The following is a 24,105-nucleotide window of genomic DNA, read 5'->3' as shown; positions in this document are numbered from 1 at the left end:
CGTGCGGCTCAAGTGCATCAAACTGGCGGGGTTCAAATCCTTCGTCGACCCGACCACGGTGAACTTCCCCAGTAACATGGCGGCGGTGGTCGGGCCCAATGGTTGCGGCAAGTCGAACATCATCGACGCCGTGCGTTGGGTGATGGGCGAGAGCTCGGCCAAGAACTTGCGCGGCGAGTCGATGACCGACGTCATCTTCAACGGCTCCACCAGCCGTAAACCGGTGAGCCAGGCGAGCATCGAGCTGGTGTTCGATAACTCCGATGGCACCTTGATCGGCGAATACGCCGCCTACGCGGAAATTTCCATCCGCCGCAAAGTGACCCGCGACAGCCAGAACAGTTATTTCCTCAACGGCGCCAAATGCCGTCGTCGTGACATCACTGACATTTTCCTCGGCACTGGTCTCGGCCCGCGCAGCTATTCGATCATCGAGCAGGGGATGATCTCCAAGCTGATCGAAGCCAAGCCGGAAGACCTGCGTAACTTTATCGAAGAAGCGGCGGGCATCTCCAAGTACAAGGAGCGCCGGCGCGAAACCGAAAACCGCATCCGCCGCACCCATGAAAACCTGGCCCGCCTGACCGACCTGCGCGAAGAGCTCGAGCGTCAGCTTGAACGCTTGCACCGCCAGGCCGAGGCCGCCAAGAAGTATCAGGAATACAAAGGCGAAGAGCGTCAGCTCAAGGCCCAGTTGTCAGCCCTGCGCTGGCAGGCGCTGAACGAGCAGGTCGGCCAGCGCGAAGCGATCATCGGCACCCAGGAAATCACCTTTGAAGCCCTGGTGGCCGAGCAGCGCAATGCCGACGCGGCCATCGAACGCCTGCGTGACGGGCATCACGACCTGTCCGAGCGCTTCAATCTGGTGCAGGGGCGCTTCTATTCGGTCGGCGGCGACATCGCCCGGGTCGAGCAGAGCATCCAGCACGGCCAGCAGCGCTTGCGTCAATTGCAGGACGATCTGAAAGAAGCCGAGCGCGCGCGGTTGGAAACCGAATCGCACTTGGGCCATGACCGCACTTTGCTGCTGACCTTGGGCGAAGAGCTGGACATGCTCACGCCGGAACAGGAAGTCACCAGCGCCGCCGCCGAAGAGGCCGCCGCCGCACTGGAAGAATCCGAAACCACCATGCATGGCTGGCAGGAGCAGTGGGACACCTTCAACCTCACCGCCGCCGAGCCGCGTCGCCAGGCTGAAGTTCAGCAGTCGAGGATCCAGCAGCTGGAAACCAGCATGGAGCGATTGGCCGATCGCCAGAAGCGTCTGGCCGAAGAGCGCGCGCTGCTTTCGGCAGACCCGGAAGACGCGGCAATCATGGAACTCAGCGAGCAGTTGGCCGCGTCCGAGGCGACGCTGGAAGACTTGCAGGCCAGTGAAGAGGCGCAAGTCGAACGTCTTGAGCAACTGCGTCAGGAGTTGCAGCAAGCGTTGTCGGCGCAGCAACAGGCCCAAGGTGATTTGCAGCGGCTCAACGGTCGGCTGGCATCGCTGGAAGCCTTGCAGCAAGCCGCGCTCGATCCGGGCACCGGCACCGCCGAATGGTTGCGCGAACAGCATCTGGCGGATCGTCCGCGCCTGGCCGAAGGCCTGAAAGTTGAAGCGGGTTGGGAGCTGGCGGTGGAAACCGTGCTCGGCGCCGACCTGCAAGCGGTGCTGGTGGATGACTTCGGCGATTTCGATCTGGCCGGGTTTGCCCAAGGTGATTTGCGTTTGCTCAGCCCGGCCAGCGATGGCGTGCGCATGCCCGGCAGTTTGCTCGACAAGGTCGAGGCACAGATCGATCTGTCGCCGTGGCTGGGGCAGGTCAAGCCTGTCGACAGCCTCGAACAGGCCTTGGCCTTGCGCAGTCAATTGGCTGCCGGCCAAAGCCTGATCAGCCGCGACGGTTACTGGGTAGGCAGGCACTTTTTACGCGTGCGTCGGGCCAGCGAGGCAGAAAGCGGCGTGCTCGCCCGTGGCCAGGAAATCCAGCGGCTGGGGCTTGAGCGCGAAGAGCGCGAAGCCACGGTTGAAACTCTGGAAACCCAGCTTCAGAATCTAAGGGCGCAACAGCGACAGCAGGAAAACGGCCGCGAACATTTGCGCCGTCTGCTGCAAGACGAAGCGCGTCAGCAGGGCGAATTGAAAGCCCAGTTGTCGGCCGGTAAAGCCAAGGTCGAACAATTGACCCTGCGCCGCAGCCGTCTCGATGAAGAACTCACCGAGCTCAGCGAACAGCGCGCCCTGGAACACGAAAACATCGGCGAAGCGCGCCTGCAGTTGCAGGAAGCGCTCGACAGCATGGCGGTGGATACCGAGCAGCGCGAGTTGCTGCTGGCCCAGCGCGACAGCCTGCGCGAACGCCTCGACCGGGTGCGCCAGGAAGCCCGGCAGCACAAGGACCATGCGCATCAATTGGCGGTGCGCCTCGGTTCGCTGAAGGCGCAACACGATTCCACCCGTCAGGCTCTTGAGCGGCTGGAAATGCAGGCAGAGCGCCTGACCGAGAAGCGCGAACAGCTGAGCCTCAATCTGGAAGAGGGCGAGGCACCGCTGGAAGAGCTGCGGCTGAAACTCGAAGAGTTGCTCGACAAACGCATGACCGTCGACGAAGAGCTCAAGACCGCGCAAATCGCCATGGAAGACGCCGACCGTGAACTGCGCGATGCTGAAAAGCGCCGGACTCAGGCCGAGCAGCAATCCCAGTTGATTCGCAGCCAGCTCGAACAGCAACGCATGGAATGGCAAGCGTTGACGGTGCGGCGTAAGACCTTGCAGGATCAATTGCTCGAAGATGGCTACGACCTCAATGGCGTGCTCGCCACACTGGTGGCCGGAGTCAGCGAGAAAGACGCCGAAGAAGAACTCGAACGCATTGCCGCGCGGATTCAGCGCCTCGGCGCGATCAACCTCGCGGCCATCGACGAATACCAGCAACAATCCGAGCGTAAACGTTATCTGGATGCCCAGAACGACGATCTGGTGGAAGCACTGGACACCCTCGAGAACGTAATTCGCAAGATCGACAAGGAGACCCGAAACCGTTTCAAAGATACCTTTGATCAGATCAACGGCGGTTTACAGGCACTTTTCCCAAAAGTTTTCGGTGGAGGCAGCGCCTATTTGGAACTGACGGGCGAAGATTTACTCGATACAGGGGTAACGATCATGGCGCGGCCGCCAGGAAAGAAGAACAGCACCATCCATTTGCTCTCCGGTGGCGAAAAAGCCCTGACCGCATTGGCCTTGGTATTTGCCATCTTCAAATTGAACCCGGCACCGTTCTGCATGCTCGATGAGGTTGACGCACCATTGGATGACGCTAACGTTGGACGCTACGCACGGCTGGTCAAAGAGATGTCGCAGACGGTGCAGTTCATCTATATCACCCACAACAAGATCGCCATGGAAATGGCTGATCAATTAATGGGGGTGACGATGCACGAACCGGGTTGCTCGCGTCTGGTGGCAGTGGATGTGGAGGAGGCGATGGCCATGGTGGACGCCTGAGTCATTGGGTGTAGGGCAAGTAATTTTGAGCTGTAGGGCTTTTTTACCTGCCTTGACTTGCTGGCCAATCGACATATTCGCGCAAGCCAATGTGACAGACGGTGTAAAGTTATCTTTGGTCGTGCTAGTTTAATGTCAATTTTTCGTATACGTGGGCAAAACGCCTGTCAGAACATAGAGTTGGCGCCACGTTTTAAAGCGGTTTGCACAATGTAAACCCCTTATTTTTCAGCATTTTTTATAGAGGCACGGGATTACATGGAAATCGGTCTGCGCGAGTGGCTGATCGTCATCGGCATTATTGTCATTGCCGGTATTCTTTTCGATGGCTGGCGTCGCATGCGCGGCGGCAAGGGAAAACTGAAATTCCGTCTTGACCGAAGTCTGTCCAACCTGCCGGACGAGGACACCAGCGCCGAGCTGTTGGGCCCGCCCCGCGTGCTGGACACCCAGAAAGAACCGCAGCTGGACGAGCACGACTTGCCGTCGGTGAGCATGCCTGCCCGTGAACCGCGCGAATCGGGTTCCAAGCGGGGCAAGCGTGGCCATGGCGAACCTTCCCAAGGCGATATGAACCTCAGCCTGGACCTGGATGGCGGCCCGAGCTTCAGCAGCCGCGACGGCGATTTCCCGGATGACAGCAAGTCCGCCAGCTCGCCTGAAAGAGATCAGCCACAAGCCGAAGAAGTGCTGGTGATCAGTGTGATCTGCCGCGACCCGGCCGGTTTCAAGGGCCCGGCGCTGTTGCAGAACATTCTGGAAAGCGGTCTGCGTTTCGGCGAGATGGACATTTTTCACCGCCACGAAAGCATGGCTGGTAACGGCGAAGTGCTGTTCTCGATGGCCAATGCGGTCAAGCCGGGCGTCTTCGATCTGGACGACATCGACCATTTCAGCACCCCGGCGGTGAGCTTCTTCCTCGGCCTGCCAGGCCCGCGTCATCCGAAGCAGGCCTTCGACGTGATGGTGGCGGCGGCGCGCAAGTTGTCCCAAGAGCTGAACGGTGAGCTGAAAGACGACCAGCGCAGCGTGCTGACCGCACAAACGATTGAGCACTACCGTCAGCGCATCGTCGAATTCGAACGTCGCGCATTGACCCAGAAGCGTTGATCTGTAGGAGCCAGGTTTGCCGTACCGCTGGCTCCTGCAATGATTTGTACAGCATCAACAGATTGAGCAGCCTCGGCTGCTCTTTTGCTTTATGAGAGAACACCCATGACCGCCGCCAAAACCCGCATTCTAGAGCTGCGCGCCGAGCTCGATCAGCACAACTATCGCTACCATGTGCTGGATGAGCCGAGCATTCCGGACGCCGAATACGATCGCTTGTTCCATGAGCTCAAGGCGCTCGAAGCAGCCCATCCCGAACTGATCACCAGCGACTCGCCGACCCAGCGCGTCGGCAGTGCTGCGCTGTCGGCGTTCACTCAGGTGCGTCACGAAGTGCCGATGCTCAGCCTTGGCAACGCCTTCGAAGAAACCGATATGCGCGAATTCGATCGCCGGGTGACGGAAGGTCTGGACCTACCGGTCGGCGACCTGTTCGGTGGCGGCGCCGCGGTGGAGTACAGCTGCGAACCCAAGCTCGATGGCCTGGCGGTCAGTCTGCTGTATCAGGACGGTATGCTGGTGCGCGGCGCTACTCGCGGCGATGGCACTACCGGCGAAGACATCAGCGTCAACGTGCGCACCGTGCGCAATATCCCGCTCAAGCTGCACGGCAGCGGCTGGCCGGCGACCCTGGAAGTGCGCGGCGAAGTGTTCATGTCCAAGGCCGGTTTCGAGCGGCTCAACGCCACGCAACTGGAAGTCGGCGGCAAGACCTTCGCCAACCCGCGTAACGCGGCGGCGGGCAGCTTGCGGCAGTTGGATTCGAAGATCACCGCCAACCGCCCGCTGGAATTCTGCTGCTACGGCATTGGCCAGGTTTCCGCCGATATCGCCGACACGCACATTGGCAATCTGCAGCAACTCAAAGCCTGGGGTATGCCGATCAGTCATGAGTTGAAAAAGGCCCATGGCATCGATGAGTGCCTGGATTACTACCGCGACATCGGCGAACGCCGCAATGCGCTGCCCTATGAAATCGACGGCGTGGTGTTCAAGGTCAACAGCATTGCCTCCCAGCGCGAGTTGGGTTTCCGTGCTCGCGAACCCCGTTGGGCCATCGCGCATAAATTCCCGGCGATGGAAGAACTCACCGAGTTGCTCGATGTGGAGTTTCAGGTCGGCCGCACCGGTGCCGTGACGCCGGTGGCGCGCTTGAAGCCGGTCAAGGTTGCCGGCGTTACCGTGGCCAATGCGACGCTGCACAATATGGATGAAGTCGCGCGCCTGGGCCTGATGATCGGCGATACGGTGATCATCCGTCGAGCCGGTGATGTGATTCCGCAAGTGGTGCAGGTGGTCGCCGAGCGCCGTCCGGAGAATGCCCGGCCGGTGCAGATTCCCGAGCAGTGCCCGGTGTGTGGCTCCCATGTCGAGCGCACGCAACTGGTCAAGCGCAGCAAGGGTCGCGAGACTGTCAGCGAAGGCGCGGTGTATCGCTGCGTCGGCCGTCTGGCCTGTGGTGCGCAACTCAAGCAGGCGATCATTCACTTCGTTTCGCGTCGCGCCATGGACATCGAAGGGTTGGGCGAGAAGAGCGTCGAGCAATTGGTGGACGAAGGTCTGGTGAGTTCGCCGGCCGACCTCTATGCCCTGACGTTCGAGCAGATCGTCGACCTCGAAGGCTTCGCCGAGCTCTCGAGCAAGAACCTGCTCGCTGCCATCGAAGACAGCAAGCGGCCGAGTCTGGCGCGGTTCATCTACGCCTTGGGCATTCCCGATGTCGGCGAAGAGACGGCCAAGGTGCTCGCGCGGTCTCTCGGCTCGCTGGAGCGGGTTCAGCAGGCGTTGCCGCAAGTGCTCACGTACTTGCCGGATGTCGGGCTGGAAGTGGCTCACGAGATTCACAGCTTCTTTGAAGATGCGCATAACCGACAGGTGATTGCCAATCTGTTGAAGCACGGCCTGCAGATTCAGGATCAGGGGGAGTTGGGTGCCGAATTCGCTGCAAGCACCACGCTTGGCGGTTTTCTCGACAAGCTGAACATTCCTTCGGTCGGACCGGGCGGGGCGCAGAAGCTTGCCGACAAATTCGGCTCGCTAGAAGGGGTAATGAATGCGGATTGGCTGGACATGCGCCAGGCGCTACCGGAGAAGCAGGCGACTTCGGTTCGGGAGTTCTTTGCAGTGCCGCAAAATCGTCAGCTCGCCGAGGCCGCCGAAAAGCAGCTGCGCGATTTCGGCATGCATTGGCAGAGCGAGAAAAAAGTCGTCGAAGGATTGCCGCTGGCCGGGCAGACCTGGGTGCTGACCGGTTCGCTGGAACTGATGAGTCGCGACGTTGCCAAGGACAAACTTGAAAGCCTCGGCGCCAAGGTCGCCGGCTCCGTGTCGGCCAAGACCCATTGTGTAGTCGCCGGACCGGGCGCAGGTTCGAAGCTGGCCAAGGCCAATGAGCTGGGGTTGAAAGTGCTGGATGAAGAGGCGTTTGTCGCTCGTCTGAAGGAATACAACATCCCGATCTAACCCGGGCCTGTGGCGAGGGAGCTTGCTCCCGTTGGGTCGCGTAGCGGCCCTGGAACCGGTACTCGCGATTTTTCAGGCGTACCATGCCGGCAGGATTTGCGACAGCTTCGCCGCCGAACGGGGCGATGCGGCGTTCCGACAAGCCCCCTCGCCACAAGAGCTGATCTTCATCAGGAGGCTGCTTGGTGCGGGAACGATCCTGTCTGAGCAATGATCTAGTCTTGGCGCGCACCCAAAGAGAGATCGCCATGTACCGCTTCTTTGAACAGCTCAGCTCGCGTATCGCCGCGCCCTTCATGAGTGAGCATTCGCGCAACAGCAAGGTCTGGCATTGTCGCTGCGGACAGTCGCTGTTCTTTCGCAACAGCCAGTGCCTGGCCTGTTCGGCGGCGCTGGGCTATCAGCCGCAGCAAAGTCGTTTGTCATCGCTGCAACCCGGCCCGCAAGCGGAGACCTGGTTGCTCGACGCCGATCCTGACGCCGGTGTGTTCCGCCGTTGCGCAAATCTCGATTCCCCGGCTGCGTGCAACTGGTTATTGCCGGCCAATCATCACGATGGGATGTGCATCGCCTGTGGCCTGAATCGCACCATTCCCGACCTGTCGATCCTCGAGAACCACGAACGCTGGCGCAAAGTGGAAACCGCCAAGCGTCGTCTGGTAGCACAGTTGGTCAGCCTGGGCTTGCAGGTCATTCCCAAAACGGTGGACGAAGAGACGGGGCTGGCCTTCGATTTCATTGGTATCGATCTCGAAGGCAAGCCACCGACCACCGGGCACGCCAACGGCCTGATCACCCTCGATATCAAAGAAGCCGACGACGCCCACCGCGAGCAGGTTCGCGTGCAGATGCACGAGCCCTATCGCACGCTGCTTGGTCACTTTCGGCACGAGACGGGGCATTATTACTGGGACCGGCTGATCGCCAACAGTGCCTGGCTGGAGCCGTTCCGCGCTCTGTTCGGCGACGAGCGTGAAAGTTATGCCGAAGCCCTTGAGCAGCATTATCAGCAAGGCGCGCCACTCGACTGGCAGCAACATTACGTCAGCGCCTACGCCACTATGCACCCCTGGGAAGACTGGGCGGAAACCTGGGCGCATTACCTGCACATGATGGATGCGGTGGACACCGCCCTGGGGTTTGGAATGAGTGCGCGGGAAATGGATTCCGATTATCAGCCGTTTCCGCCCAGCACGCTGTTTGATCCACAGCACCCCGGTGGCCCGGCGTTCCTGTCGTTCGTCAATGCGTGGATCGAACTGGCCGGTATGCTCAACGAGCTGTCGCGCAGCATGGGGCAGCCGGATTTCTATCCGTTCGTCTTGTCGCCGGCGGTGATCGCCAGGCTGCACTTCATTCACCTGGTGATTCAGCAGGAGGGCGGCAGGGCGGATGAAGTGTTGGCGCACTAGGATCAGAAGATCGCACCCAAACGCAGCCTTCGGCAGCTACTACCGATCGCGATCTTTTGAAGGCCAGCGCATGTCCTTGAAGCGGCTCATGTTTTTTAATCTGCCCGAACGGTTGTAACTTCGTCTCAGATAGGTACAATGGCGCGGCTCGCCGTCAGGTGAGCGTCGTTATGGTGACCCCATCGGTCCCCCCGCAACGATCAGCCGTGAACCCGGTCAGGCCTGGAAGGGAGCAGCCGCAGCGGTGACATTGTGTGCCGGGGTGTGGCTGGTGGGGTTGCCTCCATAACGCAACACGAACCCTCTTCGTGTTTTTTATCTAAAAATACTGTTTTACTTTCCCTGCCATGGAGCCCATCCAGGGTGGTTTCGTCGTTTCCGAATTAAACGGCGGAATATAAAAAAGGAGGCCGATCTGTCGCATTCGACAGGTCGGCCTCCTTTTTTCATTTCCTGGCACTAAGGCTTGGACAAGGCCTGGTCAACCGCTGCGATCAGCTTTCCCAGATCCTTCGGGGTGGCTTTGTGTATGACACTGAACAGGTACGCCCGCTGTTCATCTTCGTCGCCCAGATCTGCGAAAAAGGCTTTCAGCTTCACGCCCAGCACATCGGCAAGCAGGAACAATGCTTCCACGCTGGGGGTATAGGTGCCGGTTTCGAAGCGGCTGATGGTTTTGGGGTCAAAACCGGTTTTTTCGCCGAGTTCAGCCTGAGTAAGCCCTGCGACCTTGCGGTAGCGTCGGATGGCTGGACCCAAACTTGAAATTTGCATCGCTCAATTCCCATTTAGAATCAAGAACTTAACGATAGATTTTTGCATTAGGCAACCGCATGATCCATCACCTTGCTTTGCAAAATGTGATGCATTTCGTAGAATCGCCGCTTCGAGGGTGTTTTTGGTGATCTGCTTTCTGAAGTTTAGGCGATATGAAACAGCCAGCATCGTCTTCCCTTGCAGGGTTTGCGAAGAAGCCGTCAGCGGTTTGAATCCCTCGCGAAATATTACCAGAGTCGGTGTTGCTACCTTGCCCGAGGCTAGTTGATCTTCGGCTATCCGGGGGCCATCAAATGCTGTTCATGGAGTGATAACGTGTCTCTGCGCTGTACGTCTCAAAACATCTCTTCCGGGCATCCTGCGCTGGTCGAGCGGTACCTCCGCTAGCGACAGTGAGCCTCACTCATGGATGAGAAATACCGCAGGGCCGTGGATGCTGCCGCTATATTTTCCGAGACCGATCTGGATGGCCGGATTACTTACGTCAACGATCAATTCTGCGCCGTGTCCGGCTACAGCCGCGAGGAACTGCTCGGGCAAAACCATAGCCTGCTGAACTCTGGCCTGCATTCCGCCGATTTCTTTGCCGCCATGTGGCGCACCATCGCCCTGGGCAATATCTGGAAGGGCGAGATTTGTAATCGCGCCAAGGATGGCAGGTTGTATTGGGTCGACAGCACCATGGTGCCGGTGCTCGACGACACCACCGGGCGTGTTGACCGATACCTGTCGATTCGTTTCGACATCAGCGAAAAGCGCCAATTACTGCAATCCCTGCAATGGCGGGTCGGGCATGACGTATTGACAGGGCTGCCCAATCGCGCATTCCTGTCGGATTTGCTGGATCAGGCGCTGGAGTTCTCCCGGCTTGAAAACATTCCGTTGGCGGTGTGCATGCTTGACCTCGACGGGTTCAAGGCGGTCAACGACGGCTACGGTCACGCCAGTGGCGATATGTTGCTGATAGAAGTGGCCAAGCGTCTGCGCAACATTGTGCGCGGCGAAGATGTGGTGGCGCGGCTGGCCGGTGACGAGTTCGTGCTGGTGTTGCGTTATGTGCGTGATCTGCCGGAATTGCGTGCGGCGCTGAACCGTGTGCTTGGGGCGATCTCGGCGCCTTATACGTTGCATGGCAAGGATATCAATGTGTTTGCCAGTATTGGCGTTACCTTGTTTCCCCATGACAACGAAGATGCCGAAACCCTGCTGCGTCACGCCGATCAGGCGATGTACGTGGCCAAGCAGCGCGGGCGAAACCGCTTCCATCTGTTCGATGTGTCCCGGGATCAAGAAGTCAAAGCCACGCACCAGACCGTCGAACGGGTGCGTCAGGCGCTGGTCGCCGGTGAGTTGCGCCTGCATTTTCAGCCCAAGGTGAACATGCGGCGTGGCGAGGTCGTGGGTTTCGAGGCGCTGTTGCGTTGGGAGCATCCGCAAAACGGCATGGTGCCACCTCGGGAGTTTCTGCCGCTGGTGGAGGATACTGACCTGATCATCGATATCGGCGAATGGGTGATGGATCAGGTTCTGGCGCAATTGCACCGTTGGCAGCAAGCGGGGCAGGGCTGGCCGGTCAGTATCAACATTGCGGCGAGACATTTTCAGCGTGCGGATTTCGTCGACCGGCTCAGGCGCGTGCTCGCACGACATGCGCAGGTTGCTCCGCAGATGCTCGACCTGGAAATCGTCGAGTCGGTGGCGATCGAGAATATCCAGCATGTCAGCGCCTGTTTGCAGGCCTGTCAGGCGCTGGGGGTGCAGTTTTCCCTGGGGGACTTTGGCACCGGTTATTCGTCCCTGAGTTATCTCAAGCGTTTACGCACCCAAACCATCAAAATCGATAAATCGTTCGTACGCGACATTCTGACTGATCGGGATGACCTGGCCCTGACCACGGCGGTGATTGGCCTGGCCCGGGCATTCGGCCGGCAGGTGATTGCCGAGGGGCTGGAAAGCCTTGAGCATGGTGAGCTGTTGTTGCGGCTGGGGTGCGAAGTCGCTCAAGGCTATTTCATCGCCCGTCCGATGCCACCCGCCGAGGTGCCGGCCTGGGTGGCGGGGTTCGTCGCTCCGTCGCAATGGCAGGCACTCGATCAAATCGCCTGACTCGCTATATATAGCAGCCGCCAAAGGCTGCGTTCGGCAGCTGCTACTGGGTTGGGGTGCCGGTATAGAGTCGGATAATGTCATTGATCTCCCCTGACGTTTTCATTTGCTGCAACGTACGCAAAATACGTTGTACAGGCACCTTAGCGTCGTTGCGCACGTAGCAGCCGACGGTTTGTTCGTGCACCAGCGCTACGCTTTGCAGTTGCCGGTCGGGCAACAGGCGATGGTTGAACCAGTCAAGGGTCCATTGGTTGCTCACGGCGTATTGGTAGCGTCCGGCCAACAGTTTTTCCAGCACCTGTTCCTGATTGCGCGCGTCTTCGCGCTGCAGCCGGTCGGCGTCGAACAAGGGTTGCAAGGTCGGGTAGCTATAGCCACGAACGGTGCCGATAGACTGTCGCGGCAGGTCCGTCACGTTGATTGATGTAGGTGAATCGCGTCGGCCAATCAGTAAATCGCGCTGGACCAACAGCGGAACGCTCCAGATATAGTCCCCGGGCAGGTCCGGCAACCAGGACTGCGAGATATGGCAGCGGATATCGACTTCGTCATGGTCCATGGCGTTTTGCACTCGTGCCCGAGGCAGCACATGAAATTCCGCTGGCATGCCGACCTGTGTCGCCAGGCTGAGCATCATGTCGTACAGAATGCCCTGAGTCGGCTGGCCGCGCTCGATCTGCACCATCGGCATGGCCCAGCTGTCGGACACTACAAAGCGCAACGGCGCATCGGCAGCCGCGACGTTTAGGCTGGCTAATAGCAGTGCCCCCAAGGCAACACGCATAAACGCTCCGGTAGGGCCAAAATCTGAGCCGATTAAAGCTCCTCAAAGTGCAGCTTAGCCAGAATAGACGAGCGCACCGGATGCAATTTTGGCCTTGCTCCGCTAGCATTAGCCGCTTCAGCTTCCTTCGTTGCGACGGTTTTCGATGAGTTATCAGGTTCTTGCACGTAAATGGCGCCCGCGCTCGTTCCGCGAAATGGTCGGCCAGACCCATGTGCTCAAGGCTCTGATCAATGCCTTGGACAGCCAGCGGCTGCACCACGCCTACCTGTTTACCGGTACCCGCGGGGTCGGCAAGACCACCATCGCGCGGATCATCGCCAAATGCCTGAACTGTGAAACAGGTATCACTTCGACCCCCTGTGGCGAGTGTTCGGTGTGCCGCGAAATCGATGAGGGGCGCTTCGTCGACCTGATCGAGATCGACGCCGCGAGCCGCACCAAGGTCGAAGACACCCGTGAACTGCTCGATAACGTGCAGTACGCGCCGAGCCGCGGGCGCTTCAAGGTCTACCTGATCGACGAAGTGCACATGCTTTCCAGCCATTCCTTCAATGCGCTGTTGAAAACCCTCGAAGAGCCGCCGCCCTACGTCAAGTTCATCCTGGCTACCACCGATCCGCAGAAACTTCCTGCAACGATTCTCTCGCGGTGCCTGCAGTTCTCCCTGAAGAACATGACGCCGGAGCGGGTGGTCGAGCATCTGAGCCATGTGCTGAGCGTCGAGAACGTGCCGTTCGAAGACGATGCGCTGTGGCTGCTGGGTCGCGCCGCCGACGGGTCGATGCGTGACGCCATGAGCCTGACCGACCAGGCCATTGCCTTCGGTGAAGGCAAGGTTCTGGCCGCCGACGTTCGGGCGATGCTCGGCACCCTGGATCACGGCCAGGTCTACGACGTTTTGCATGCACTGATTGAAGGCGATGCCAAGGCGTTGCTCGAGGCGGTGCGCCATCTGGCAGAGCAAGGCCCGGACTGGAACGGCGTGCTCTCGGAAATTCTTAACGTGCTGCACCGTGTCGCCATCGCCCAGGCCCTGCCTGAAGGCGTCGACAACGGCCACGGTGACCGTGATCGGGTGTTGGCACTGGCCCAGGCCCTGCCGGCCGAAGATGTGCAGTTCTATTACCAGATGGGCCTGATCGGTCGCCGGGATTTGCCGCTGGCGCCGGACCCGCGCGGCGGCTTCGAAATGGTCCTGCTGCGAATGCTCGCATTCAGGCCCGCAGACACCGAGGACGCTCCCAGGCAACCGCTAAAGCCAGTGGGGATCAGCCAGGCCACAGTTGATTCCGCAAACTCAGTGGCTGCCGCGCCGATCGTTGCGCCGGTAGTTGCTGCGACCGTGGCAGCGGTTCCAGTTGCGCCCGTGGTTGCACCAGCGCCTGTCCCGGCTGTCGAGCCTGAGCCCGTCGCGCCGGTCGTCATGCCTGAGCCTGTGCCAGAACCTGTAGCGGTCGAAGAAGTCGTCGATCTGCCCTGGAACGATCCGGTAGAGCCTGAGGTCGTCCAGCAGCCCGCCGTCGAGCCAATGCTGGAGACGGCCGGCGAACAACCCGAATTACCACCGATGCCCATGCCGACGCCGGACAGCGTGGTGCCGGATGCGCCTGAGTGGGCCGCTGCGCCGATTCCGGAACCGTCCGTGGCCGAAGTCGATGCCGCCACGCCAGGCATCGACCTGGATGACGAACCGCCGCTGGACGAGGACTACATCGAGCCGGACATGGATTCGGCCTACAGCTACCTCGACGATCTGGCCAGTGAGCACACCGCCGAACCTGCGGCAGAGCCCGAGCCTGAACTGGCCGCGATGCCGGCCACCGGCCTGGCACTGCAATGGCTGGAGTTGTTCCCGAAATTGCCGGTGTCCGGCATGACCGGCAGCATCGCCGCCAACTGCACGCTGATCGCTGTCGATGGCGACAATTGGTTGTTGCACCTGGACCCGGCCCACAGCGCCTTGTTCAACGCGACGCAACAACGTCGTCTCAACGATGCGCTGAACCAGCATCACGGGCGTACGCTGACCCTGAGCATCGAACTGATCAAGCCCGAGCAGGAAACCCCGGCCCAAGCGGCGTCCCGGCGTCGTGCCGACCGTCAGCGCGAGGCCGAGGAGTCGATTCATGGCGATCCGTTCATCCAGCAAATGATGCAGCAGTTCGGGGCGGTGGTCCGTCACGATACTATTGAACCTGTCGAGGCTCTGGCCAGTCAGGGCTAATAACTGAAGGCGCTTGGCCGCACTCGCCGGGCGCTGTTTTTATCCAAGTACTTTTGAGGTGATTCCCATGATGAAAGGTGGCATGGCCGGCCTGATGAAGCAGGCGCAGCAGATGCAGGAAAAAATGGCCAAGATGCAGGAAGAACTGGCCAACGCCGAAGTCACCGGTAAAGCCGGTGGCGATATGGTCACTGTGGTAATGACCGGTCGTCACGACGTCAAGCGCGTGACCATCGACCCAAGCCTGGTCGAAGGCCTGAGCGAAGATGACAAAGAAATGCTGGAAGCTGTATTCGCCGCCGCCGTCAACGACGCCGTGCGCAAGATCGAGGCCAACAGCCAGGACAAAATGGGCAGCATGACCGCTGGCATGCAACTGCCACCGGGTATGAAATTGCCATTCTGATTCGCCAACGCGCGTCGGATGGGTTAAAAAAATGCCAGGCATCGCGCCTGGCATTTTTGTTTCCGTCTGCGGAACAGGTAATCGACGCTGCCTATTTGACGCTAAACAGAGGCGCGGGTATAAACCGCGTCTCGTTGTTATGTCGGACTTTTCTCCATGAGCTTCAGCCCTTTGATTCGCCAACTGATCGATGCCCTGCGAATTTTGCCGGGGGTGGGTCAGAAAACTGCCCAGCGCATGGCGTTGCAACTGCTTGAGCGCGATCGCAGCGGCGGCTCGCGACTGGCCCAGGCGCTAAGCCAGGCCATGGAAGGGGTCGGCCATTGCCGTTTGTGCCGTACGCTGACCGAAGACGATCTGTGCCCACAATGCGCCGATCCACGCCGGGACGACACCTTGCTGTGCGTGGTGGAAGGTCCGATGGACGTTTACGCGGTGGAGCAGACCGGTTTTCGCGGTCGCTATTTTGTGCTCAAGGGCCACTTGTCGCCTCTGGACGGGTTGGGGCCGGAGGCCATTGGCATTCCGCAACTGATGGCGCGGATCGAAGAGGCGGGCACCTTTACCGAAGTTATCCTCGCCACCAACCCGACGGTGGAAGGCGAGGCCACGGCGCATTACATCGCTCAGTTGCTCAACAACAAGGGCCTGATCGCCTCGCGCATCGCACACGGCGTGCCATTGGGGGGCGAGCTGGAACTGGTGGACGGCGGGACATTGGCGCATTCGTTTGCCGGGCGTAAGCCAATTGTCTTGTAGTGTCTGAACGGGCCCCTTCGCGGGCAAGCCTCGCTCCTACGGTTTAGCGTCGTGTCGCGAACAACCGATACCTGTAGGAGCGAGGCTTGCCCGCGAAGAACGCGCCTCGGTCCATCTGATTCACACAATCCTGTTGAAAACCAAGCAAGCGCTCGGTTAACTTCGCTGAACCTTCAGTGGAGTTCGCCGATGCCTGCCTTCCAGGAATACTTCGACCCCAGCCACCAATTGGTCCGCGACAGCGTCAGACGTTTCGTCGAGCGCGAGATTCTTCCGGACATCGATCAGTGGGAAGAAACCGAAAGCTTTCCCCGTGAGCTCTATCTCAAGGCCGGCGCGGCGGGGATTCTGGGCATCGGCTATCCCGAAGCCTTCGGCGGTAGCCACGAAGGGGATGTGTTCGCCAAGATCGCCGCCAGTGAAGAGCTGATGCGCTGCGGTTCCGGTGGTCTGGTCGCAGGGTTGGGCTCGCTGGACATCGGCCTGCCGCCGATCCTCAAGTGGGCCAGGCCCGAAGTTCGCGATCGCGTAGTGCCTCAGGTGCTGGCGGGCGAGAAAATCAGCGCCTTGGCCGTCACCGAGCCCAGCGGCGGCTCCGACGTTGCCAACCTGCAAACCCGCGCCGTGCGTGATGGCGACTTCTACCGGGTCAGCGGCAGCAAAACCTTCATTACCAGCGGCGTTCGCGCGGATGTCTACACCGTGGCGGTGCGCACCGGCGAGCCGGGATTCGGCGGCATCAGTTTGCTGCTGATCGAGAAGGGCACGCCGGGTTTCACCGTCGGTCGTCAGTTGAAGAAAATGGGCTGGTGGGCGTCCGACACCGCCGAGCTGTTTTTCGATGATTGCCGGGTGCCGGCCAGCCATTTGATCGGTGCCGAAAACGGGGGCTTTGCCTGCATCATGGGCAACTTCCAGAGCGAGCGTCTGGCGTTGGCGCTGATGGCCAACATGACCGCGCAGTTGGCGCTGGAGGAGAGCCTGAAATGGGCTGGTCAGCGTGAAGCTTTCGGTAAACCCATCGGCAAGTTCCAGGTGCTCAAGCACCGCCTCGCGGAAATGGCCACGGCATTGGAGGTGTCTCGGGAATTCACCTACCGCCAGGCGGCGAAAATGGCGGCCGGGCAGAGTGTGATCAAAGAGATTTCCATGGCGAAGAATTTCGCTACAGACACGGCGGATCGCATTACCACCGACGCGGTGCAGATTCTGGGTGGTATGGGTTACATGCGTGAAAGTCTGGTGGAGCGGCTGTACCGCGATAACCGGATTCTGTCGATTGGTGGCGGGACGCGGGAAGTGATGAACGAGATTATCAGCAAGCAGATTGGGCTTTGAGTTTTGTGGTGTAGCGGCTGACGCTTTCGCGAGCAAGCCCGCTCCCACATGGGATCTCCTGCGTACACAAAATTTGTGTTCGACAGTGATTAAATGTGGGAGCTGGCTTGCTCGCGAAGGCGTCGGTGCAGACGCCGCCTATTTATCCGTCAACGCAAACTGCGTCAGGCAGAAAGTCGCAATCCCCATGTCTTCCAGTCGCTGCGAACCTCCCAGCTCCGGCAAGTCAATGATCGCCGCCGCTTCATGCACCCGCGCGCCCATGCGCCGAACCAGGTTGGCCGCAGCAATCAGCGTGCCGCCCGTGGCGATCAGGTCATCGAACAGCACCACCGAATCCCCCTCGCACAGGCTGTCGGCATGGACTTCGAGGAAGGCTTCGCCGTACTCGGTCGCATAACCTTCGGCCAGCACATCGGCGGGCAATTTGCCCTGCTTGCGGAACAGCACCAATGGCTTGTTCAGCTGATACGCCAATATCGAACCGATCAGGAACCCGCGCGCGTCCATGGCGCCGATGTGGGTGAAGTCGGCCTCGACGTAACGATGGGCAAAGCTGTCCATCACCAGGCGCAGGGCCGTGGGCGACTGGAACAGCGGGGTGATGTCGCGAAAGATCACACCCGGCTTGGGAAAGTCGATCACGGGGCGGATCAGGGATTTGATGTCGAAGGAGTCGAAGACCATCGTCGAAGTGTCCTGGCGGGCTGCAAACGTCGCAGTATAACGGCGGCTGAACCGTTTCGCTCAGCCACCGTCAGCAGGATCAGCCGTCGATCGAGCCACCGGCCAGGGCGCAGAGCTGGATCGGGTCGAGGATGTGCACTTCCTTGCCCTCGGCGGCGATCAGTTCGTTTTGCTGGAAGCGGGTGAACACCCGGGACACGGTTTCCACCGCCAGGCCCAGGTAATTACCGATTTCGTTGCGCGACATGCTCAGCCGGAACTGGTTGGCCGAGAAGCCTCGGGCGCGGAAACGGGCCGACAGGTTGACCAGGAAGGTGGCGATGCGCTCGTCGGCGGTTTTCTTCGACAGCAGCAACATCATTTGCTGATCGTCACGAATCTCGCGGCTCATCACGCGCATCAACTGACGGCGCAGTTGTGGCAGTTGCAGGGCCAGTTCGTCGAGGCGCTCGAACGGGATCTCGCACACCGAAGTGGTTTCCAGGGCTTGCGCCGAGACCGGATGCTTTTCGGTGTCCATGCCCGACAGACCGACCAATTCACTCGGCAAATGGAAACCGGTGAGTTGCTCTTCGCCGCCATCGCTCAGGCTGAAAGTCTTCAGGGCGCCGGAGCGTACTGCATAAACGGAATCGAACGTGTCGCCCTGGCGAAACAGAAACTCGCCTTTTTTCAGCGGGCGACCACGTTTGACGATTTCGTCCAGCGCATCCATGTCTTCCAGATTCAGAGAAAGTGGCAGGCAGAGAGGGGCCAGGCTGCAATCCTTGCAATGGGCCTGGTTATGAGCGCGCAGCTTTACTGGCTCGGACATTTCTTTAATCCTTGTGGGAAAACACGCATAAGACGTAAGGGTACCCCACGGGAGGACATTCGGGCCAGCCTGCGACAATTTAACCTCATACTCTAAATTACGCGTGAGAAACGCTGGCGATTGCTGTGTTCCAGATAAGCATCGAACACCATGCACACCGAACGCACCAGCAGCCGGCCTGCGGGCAGCACGGTGATTCTTTCATTGTCCAACACGATCAGTCCGTCCTCGGCCATGTCCTGCAGTTGTGGCCAAAGCTCGCCGAAGTAACCACGAAAATCGATATTGAAGGCCTGCTCGATTTCCGCGAATTCCAGGTTGAAATGGCAAATCAGTTGCTGAATCACCGCCCTGCGCAAGCGATCGTCGGCATTGCACAGCAGGCCACGGGCGGTGGCCAGTTGCGCGGACGCCAAAGCGTTCTGGTACTGGGTCAGGTCGCTGCTGTTCTGGCAGTACAGGTCGCCGATCTGGCTGATGGCCGATACCCCCAGACCGATCAGATCGCAATGACCGTGGGTGGTGTAGCCCTGGAAGTTGCGTTGCAAGGTCGACTCTTCCTGGGCAATCGCCAGTTCATCATCGGGCAGGGCGAAGTGGTCCATGCCGATGTAGCGGTAACCGGCGGCCGTCAGTTGTTCGATGGTGCGCTGGAGCATTTCCAGCTTCTGCGCCGGTTCCGGTAGATCGTTGCTGTTGATCCGCCGTTGCGGCATGAAGCGCTCTGGCAGATGGGCGTAGTTGAACACCGAGAGCCGGTCCGGTTGCAGGTTGATGACTTCGTCGACGGTGCGGGCGAAGTTCTCGGGCGTCTGCTTGGGCAGGCCGTAGATCAGATCGATGTTGATCGAGCGATATTGCAGAGTCCGGGCGGCGTCGATCACCGCGCGGGTTTCTTCCAGGCTTTGCAGGCGATTGACCGCCCGCTGTACCGCCGGGTCAAGGTCTTGCAGGCCGATGCTGACTCGGTTGAAGCCCAGTTCCCGAAGCAGGCCCATGGTCGACCAGTCGGCCTCGCGCGGGTCGATCTCGATGCCGTAGTCGCCGGAATCGTCGTCCAGCAGATTGAAATGCTTGCGCAGCCGGGCCATCAGCTGGCGCAGTTCATCGTGGCTGAGAAAGGTCGGTGTGCCGCCGCCGAAATGCAGTTGCTCGACTTTTTGCATGGGGTCGAGGTGGCAGGCGATCAGCTGGATTTCCTGTTCCAGGCGCTGCAAATAGGGCAGGGCGCGGCCTCGGTCCTTGGTGATGACTTTGTTGCAGGCGCAGTAGTAGCAGATGTTCGCGCAGAACGGCACGTGCACATACAGGGATAACGGCCGCAGCGCCTTGCGGCTGTCGCGCAGGGCATGAAACAGGTCGAAGGTGCCGACCTGGCTGTCGAATTGCACGGCCGTCGGATACGAGGTGTAGCGCGGCCCCGCCAGGTCGTAACGGCGGATCAGATCTGTGTCCCAACGAATGGCGTCGAGCATGCGGGCATTCCCCCGGATAGGCTGGCAGTGTCGGCGAGTCTAGGGAGAAGTGCACAAAGACATCTTGATTTGCATCAAGGGTCGGGATTTGTGGTGTCAGTGAGTGCCTCTTCGCGGGCAAGCCTCGCTCCTACAAGGGATCGCGAAATTCTGTAGGAGCGAGGCTTGCCCGCGAAGGGCGCACCGCCGATCTAATGCCCCATGAGCCAATGCTGATGCGGCCCCGGCAAGGTCCAGATGCCGAACACCATCACCAACAAGCCGCCGGTCATGCGCACGCTGCGTTTACGCAATAACGCCGTGACCCGCTCGGCCGCCAGGCCTGTGGCGAGCAGCACCGGCCAGGTGCCCAACCCAAACGCCAGCATCAGCAACGCACTGTCCAGCGCATTACCCTGACTCGCCGACCACAGCAATGTGCTGTAAACCAGCCCGCACGGCAGCCAGCCCCACAGCGCGCCGAGCAGCAAGGCGCGGGGCAGGTTCGACACTGGCAACAGTGTGTTGGCCACCGGCTGGATATGCCGCCACAAGCCGCGACCGAGGCTTTCGATACGGGTCAGACCGCTCCACCAGCCGGCCAGGTACAAGCCCATGGCGATCAGTAGCAATCCGGCGAGGACGCGCATGAACATCGCCGCCGGGCTATTGGCCACGGCCCATCCAGCCAGGCCGATCAGCAGGCCGGCCGCGGCGTAGCTGAGAATCCGCCCCAGGTTGTAGGCCAGCAACAAGCGCAAGCGTCGGCTGCGCTGTTCCTTGGGGATCGCCAGGGTCAACGCGCCCATCAAACCGCCGCACATGCCCAGGCAATGGCCGCCACCGAGCAGGCCGAGGATCAGCGCAGAGACCAGCAGTGGCGCCAACTCAAGCATGGGGTGGCGCCTTGTCGTCCGGTTTGGCCGGATGGCCGCTGGCTTCGTCGACCGCTGCCGTGTGCTTCGGGTCCTGGTCATCGAACAGGATGCTGTGGGCCGGGCCGTCGAGGTCGTCGTACTGACCGCTGTCGACCGCCCAGAAGAAGATGTAGATAGCGATGGCCACGATCAGCAGCGCGGCCGGGATCATCACGTAGAGAGCTGGCATCTGGACTCCATGCCCGCGCGGCTCAGGCCGGCAGCGGGCGGGTTTCTGGCGTGGCGCTGGCGGCAGGCGCGCTCGGCAGGCGAGTCAGGCGCAAAGCATTCAACACCACGGTCAACGAACTGATGGACATGCCGACCGCGGCCCACACTGGAGTGATCCAGCCGAGGGCGGCGAATGGCAACATGAGGCCATTGTACAGCGCTGCCCACAACAAGTTCTCGATGATGACCCGGCGGGTGCGACGAGCCAGGCTGAAGGCTTGCACCAGCGCGTCGAGGCGGTTCGACAGCAATACCGCATCGGCACTGGTTTTCGCCAGATCGGTGGCCGAGCCCATCGCCACGCTGATGTCTGCGGCGGCCAGCACCGGCACGTCGTTGACCCCGTCACCGAGCATCAACACCTTGCGACCTTGCAGATGCAGCTGTTGCAGCACCTGCAATTTATCGTCCGGACGCAAACCGCCACGGGCCTCGTCGATGCGCAGTTCGGCGGCGACACTGGCAACCATCGGCGAGCTGTCACCGGACAGCAGCAAGGTGCGCCAGCCGCGAGCCTTGCATGCCGCCAGCAGGGCGGGGGCGTCGGCGCGCAAACGGTCGTCGAGGACGAACCACGCCAGTGGTCCCTGGCTGTCGCCGAGCAGCAGCCATTGGCCGGGTTCATCGGGCATCATCGGCACTTGAGCACCGCTGAGCTCGCAGACAAAACCCGGTTGGCCAATGCGCAGGCGTTGCGCGCCGACCAAGCCTTCAAGGCCCAGACCCGGCGTGCTGTGGACTTCTTCGGCAGCCAGCGGCGCGCGGCCAAAAGCCCGGGCGATCGGGTGTTCGGAACGGTTTTCCAGGGCGGCGGCGAGGCTCAGGCATTGATCGCTGGCCAGTGCCCCAAGCGGCCGGATCGAACGCAAGGCCAGCCGACCTTCGGTGAGGGTGCCGGTCTTGTCGAAAATCACCGTGTCGATCTGGTTCAGGCCTTCCAGTACATGGCCGCGCGTCAGTAGCAAACCGAGTTTGTGCAGTGTGCCGGTGGCGGCGGTGAGGGCGGTCGGCGTGGCCAGGGACAAGGCGCACGGGCAGGTGGCAACCAGCATCGCCAGGACAATCCAGAACGCTCGCGATGAATCCAGCTCCCACCAGAGCAGGCCGATGGCGGCCACTGCGATAAGCGTCAGCAGCAAGAACCATTGCGCGGCGCGGTCGGCGATTTCCGCCAGCCGCGGCTTTTCGGCCTGGGCGCGATCCAGCAGGCGGACGATGGCCGACAGACGCGTGTCCTGACCTAGCGCCAGGACCTCCACGGTCAACGCACCCTCGACGTTCAAGGTGCCGGCGGTGACTGCGTCACCCAGGGTTCGTGGTTGCGGCAGGTATTCGCCGGTGAGCAGGGATTCGTCAATGCTCGACTGACCGTCAAGGATCTTGCCGTCGGCCGGAAGAATCGCACCGGGGTGCACCAACACCTGATCGCCCACGCGTAACTCGCTGAGCAGAATCCGCTCGCTCTGGCCGTCCGCACTCAGCCGCAGGCAGGAGGCGGGCAACAGATTGACCAGTTGTGCGGTCGCGGCGGCGGTTCGCTCCCGGGCACGGCGTTCCAGGTAGCGCCCAGCCAGCAGGAACAGCGCAAACATTCCCACCGCATCGAAATACAACTCGCCGACCCCGGTGATCGAGGTCCAGATCCCGGCGATATAGGCACTGCCAATTGCCAGTGACACCGAGACGTCCATCGTCAGGTGCCGGGTGCGCAGATCGCGCATCGCCCCTTTGAAGAACGGCGCACAGCTGTAGAACACGATCGGCGTGGTGAGAAATAACGCGACCCAACGCAGGATGGTGTGCAGTTCGGGGCTGAGGTCAATGTTGAATTCCGGCCAGGTGGCCATGGTCGCCATCATCGCCTGGAACCACAGCAACCCGGCGACCCCGAGTTGGCGCAGGGCCAGACGGTTTTCGCTGGCCAGTTGTTCGCTGGCACGGTCGGCCTGATAAGGGTGAGCGGCGTAACCGATGTGGCGCAATTCGCTGAGCAACTGGCTTAACGGCAATTGCGCGTCGGCCCAGCGCACGTGCAGGCGATGGTTGGACAGGTTCAGACGTGCTTCAGCCACCGCCGGCAGGCTGCGAAGATGCTTTTCGATCAGCCAGCCGCAGGCGGCGCAGCTGATGCCTTCCATCAACAGAGTGGTTTCGGCGAGTTCGCCTTCGTGGCGGACAAAGGGTTGCTGCACGTCGGCGCGATCATACAGCGCCAACTCGTCCACCAGTTGCACCGGCAAGGCTTCGGGGTTGGCCGAGGCTTCGCTGCGATGCTGGTAATAACTTTCCAGCCCACCGGCCACGATGGCTTCGGCCACCGCCTGGCAACCCGGGCAGCAGAACTCGCGGGTATCCCCGAGGACAGCAGCGGTGAAACGGCTACCGGCCGGGACGGGCAGGGCGCAGTGGTAGCAGGGGGTTGGGGTGGTCATGAGGTTTTCACTAGTGCCGATGAATCTCTGTCGTCAGGTAGGGCCTCTTCGCGAGCAAGCCCGCTCCCACACTGGATCTGCGTCGTACACGAAGTGTGGGAATCCAATGTGGGAGCGGGCTTGCTCGCGAATGCGCGAAGCGCAGCTTTTTATTTCTTCAGGTCTTCGGCACCTTGCAACGGCTCATCACCGAGCAACAGATCCTTGGCATGGCTGACCTGTTCTTCCTCGAACATGCGCCAGGTCTTGTCATCCTGCACACCCAGCAATTCAACGAACCGGCGGCCTTCGACCTTGTCGCTCAACTGGCCAATGTAACGGCCCTGTTCGGTTTCGCTGCGGGCCAGGGTGATCTTGCGATCCTTCTCCGGCTGGGTCGGCGAAATCAGGTTCAGCTCAAGGGTTTTCGGTTGGCTGTTGCCGCTCAGGCGCAGGTCGACTTCGCCGGTCAGCTCATCCAGGTGCACGCTGGCACGCAGTTGCAGGGTCTGGGCCAGCAGTTCACGGTCCAGGGAGCGGTTGATGCCTTTGCCGGCCTCGTAATAGTTGTCGTTGACCAGGTTATCCGGGTTGTTCACCGCGATGGTCACCATCGACAGGGTCAAGGTCACCGAGCAAGCCAGGATGGCGATGATGATCCACGGCCAAAGGTGCTTGTACCAGGGACTTGCGGCAGTTGCTGCGGGCATGATCAC

At 60.6% G+C, this 24,105-nt stretch carries 18 protein-coding genes and 1 other RNA gene; 10 read left to right on the top strand and 9 right to left on the bottom strand.

What is annotated here, in order from left to right; translation table 11 throughout:
* The first annotated feature begins 1 nt into the window (after window position 1).
* From smc to ffs, 5 genes are all read left to right on the top strand, one after another.
* Entirely contained in the window at window positions 2-3,490 is a 3,489-nt protein-coding gene (gene smc / locus AC30D7_RS11725) for a chromosome segregation protein SMC (RefSeq protein ID WP_490134166.1), read from the top strand.
* A gap of 258 nt (window positions 3,491-3,748) precedes the next feature.
* Window positions 3,749-4,600 carry a cell division protein ZipA gene (gene zipA, locus AC30D7_RS11720; protein WP_490134165.1) on the top strand — a complete coding sequence of 284 codons (852 nt, stop codon included), beginning with the start codon at window positions 3,749-3,751 and terminating at the stop codon, window positions 4,598-4,600.
* 105 nt (window positions 4,601-4,705) lie between these two features.
* On the top strand, window positions 4,706-7,063 hold the full coding sequence (gene ligA / locus AC30D7_RS11715; protein ID WP_490134164.1) for an NAD-dependent DNA ligase LigA: 2,358 nt from the start codon (window positions 4,706-4,708) through the stop codon (window positions 7,061-7,063).
* Window positions 7,064-7,311: 248 nt separating this feature from the next.
* Window positions 7,312-8,475, top strand: a complete 1,164-nt coding sequence (locus AC30D7_RS11710; protein ID WP_490134163.1) for a zinc-binding metallopeptidase family protein — start codon at window positions 7,312-7,314, stop codon at window positions 8,473-8,475.
* Between the two features lie 180 nt (window positions 8,476-8,655).
* Window positions 8,656-8,752, top strand: an RNA gene (ffs, locus tag AC30D7_RS11705) — signal recognition particle sRNA small type.
* Window positions 8,753-8,934: 182 nt separating this feature from the next.
* On the opposite strand, the gene AC30D7_RS11700 is transcribed toward ffs, so the two are convergent.
* Window positions 8,935-9,249 (bottom strand): helix-turn-helix domain-containing protein, encoded by a 315-nt coding sequence (locus AC30D7_RS11700; protein ID WP_007933342.1) that lies wholly within the window; start codon window positions 9,247-9,249, stop codon window positions 8,935-8,937.
* Window positions 9,250-9,657: 408 nt separating this feature from the next.
* Between AC30D7_RS11700 and AC30D7_RS11695 the strand changes: the two genes are divergently transcribed.
* Complete coding sequence (locus AC30D7_RS11695; RefSeq protein ID WP_490134162.1) at window positions 9,658-11,358, top strand: putative bifunctional diguanylate cyclase/phosphodiesterase; 1,701 nt, start codon at window positions 9,658-9,660, stop codon at window positions 11,356-11,358.
* 43 nt (window positions 11,359-11,401) lie between these two features.
* On the opposite strand, the gene AC30D7_RS11690 is transcribed toward AC30D7_RS11695, so the two are convergent.
* Window positions 11,402-12,145, bottom strand: coding sequence for a substrate-binding periplasmic protein (locus tag AC30D7_RS11690; RefSeq protein WP_490134161.1), 744 nt, complete (start codon window positions 12,143-12,145; stop codon window positions 11,402-11,404).
* A gap of 145 nt (window positions 12,146-12,290) precedes the next feature.
* Between AC30D7_RS11690 and dnaX the strand changes: the two genes are divergently transcribed.
* The 4 genes from dnaX to AC30D7_RS11670 all read left to right on the top strand — a co-directional run bounded on the left by dnaX (window position 12,291) and on the right by AC30D7_RS11670 (window position 16,875).
* Complete coding sequence (gene dnaX / locus AC30D7_RS11685; protein ID WP_490134160.1) at window positions 12,291-14,372, top strand: DNA polymerase III subunit gamma/tau; 2,082 nt, start codon at window positions 12,291-12,293, stop codon at window positions 14,370-14,372.
* 67 nt (window positions 14,373-14,439) lie between these two features.
* Entirely contained in the window at window positions 14,440-14,778 is a 339-nt protein-coding gene (locus AC30D7_RS11680) for a YbaB/EbfC family nucleoid-associated protein (protein WP_007933349.1), read from the top strand.
* A 156-nt stretch (window positions 14,779-14,934) separates the two neighbouring features.
* Complete coding sequence (gene recR / locus AC30D7_RS11675) at window positions 14,935-15,537, top strand: recombination mediator RecR (protein ID WP_490134159.1); 603 nt, start codon at window positions 14,935-14,937, stop codon at window positions 15,535-15,537.
* A 189-nt stretch (window positions 15,538-15,726) separates the two neighbouring features.
* Complete coding sequence (locus tag AC30D7_RS11670) at window positions 15,727-16,875, top strand: acyl-CoA dehydrogenase family protein (RefSeq protein WP_490134158.1); 1,149 nt, start codon at window positions 15,727-15,729, stop codon at window positions 16,873-16,875.
* Window positions 16,876-17,013: 138 nt separating this feature from the next.
* Here AC30D7_RS11670 and AC30D7_RS11665 read toward each other — a convergent pair whose 3' ends face one another.
* The 7 genes from AC30D7_RS11665 to AC30D7_RS11635 form a co-directional block, all read right to left on the bottom strand.
* A complete protein-coding gene (locus AC30D7_RS11665) occupies window positions 17,014-17,562 on the bottom strand; it encodes an adenine phosphoribosyltransferase (protein ID WP_490134157.1) in 549 nt (182 codons plus the stop codon).
* Between the two features lie 79 nt (window positions 17,563-17,641).
* Window positions 17,642-18,376 (bottom strand): fumarate/nitrate reduction transcriptional regulator Fnr, encoded by a 735-nt coding sequence (fnr, locus tag AC30D7_RS11660; RefSeq protein ID WP_490134156.1) that lies wholly within the window; start codon window positions 18,374-18,376, stop codon window positions 17,642-17,644.
* Between the two features lie 92 nt (window positions 18,377-18,468).
* Entirely contained in the window at window positions 18,469-19,851 is a 1,383-nt protein-coding gene (hemN, locus tag AC30D7_RS11655) for an oxygen-independent coproporphyrinogen III oxidase (protein WP_490134155.1), read from the bottom strand.
* Window positions 19,852-20,042: 191 nt separating this feature from the next.
* Window positions 20,043-20,726: a sulfite exporter TauE/SafE family protein gene (locus AC30D7_RS11650; RefSeq protein ID WP_490134154.1), complete on the bottom strand. Its 684-nt coding sequence runs from the start codon at window positions 20,724-20,726 to the stop codon at window positions 20,043-20,045.
* Window positions 20,719-20,937: a cbb3-type cytochrome oxidase assembly protein CcoS gene (gene ccoS / locus AC30D7_RS11645; protein ID WP_007933363.1), complete on the bottom strand. Its 219-nt coding sequence runs from the start codon at window positions 20,935-20,937 to the stop codon at window positions 20,719-20,721. The genes AC30D7_RS11650 and ccoS overlap by 8 nt, the downstream gene beginning before the upstream one ends.
* A 22-nt stretch (window positions 20,938-20,959) precedes the next feature.
* A complete protein-coding gene (locus tag AC30D7_RS11640; RefSeq protein WP_490134153.1) occupies window positions 20,960-23,410 on the bottom strand; it encodes a heavy metal translocating P-type ATPase in 2,451 nt (816 codons plus the stop codon).
* Window positions 23,411-23,559: 149 nt separating this feature from the next.
* Entirely contained in the window at window positions 23,560-24,099 is a 540-nt protein-coding gene (locus tag AC30D7_RS11635; protein WP_018925298.1) for a FixH family protein, read from the bottom strand.
* Between the last annotated feature and the right edge of the window lie 6 nt (window positions 24,100-24,105).

The organism is Pseudomonas sp. DF5, from assembly GCF_058148225.1.
Note: the sequence above shows the minus strand (reverse complement) of the source record. Positions and strands in the feature narration are given on the sequence as shown.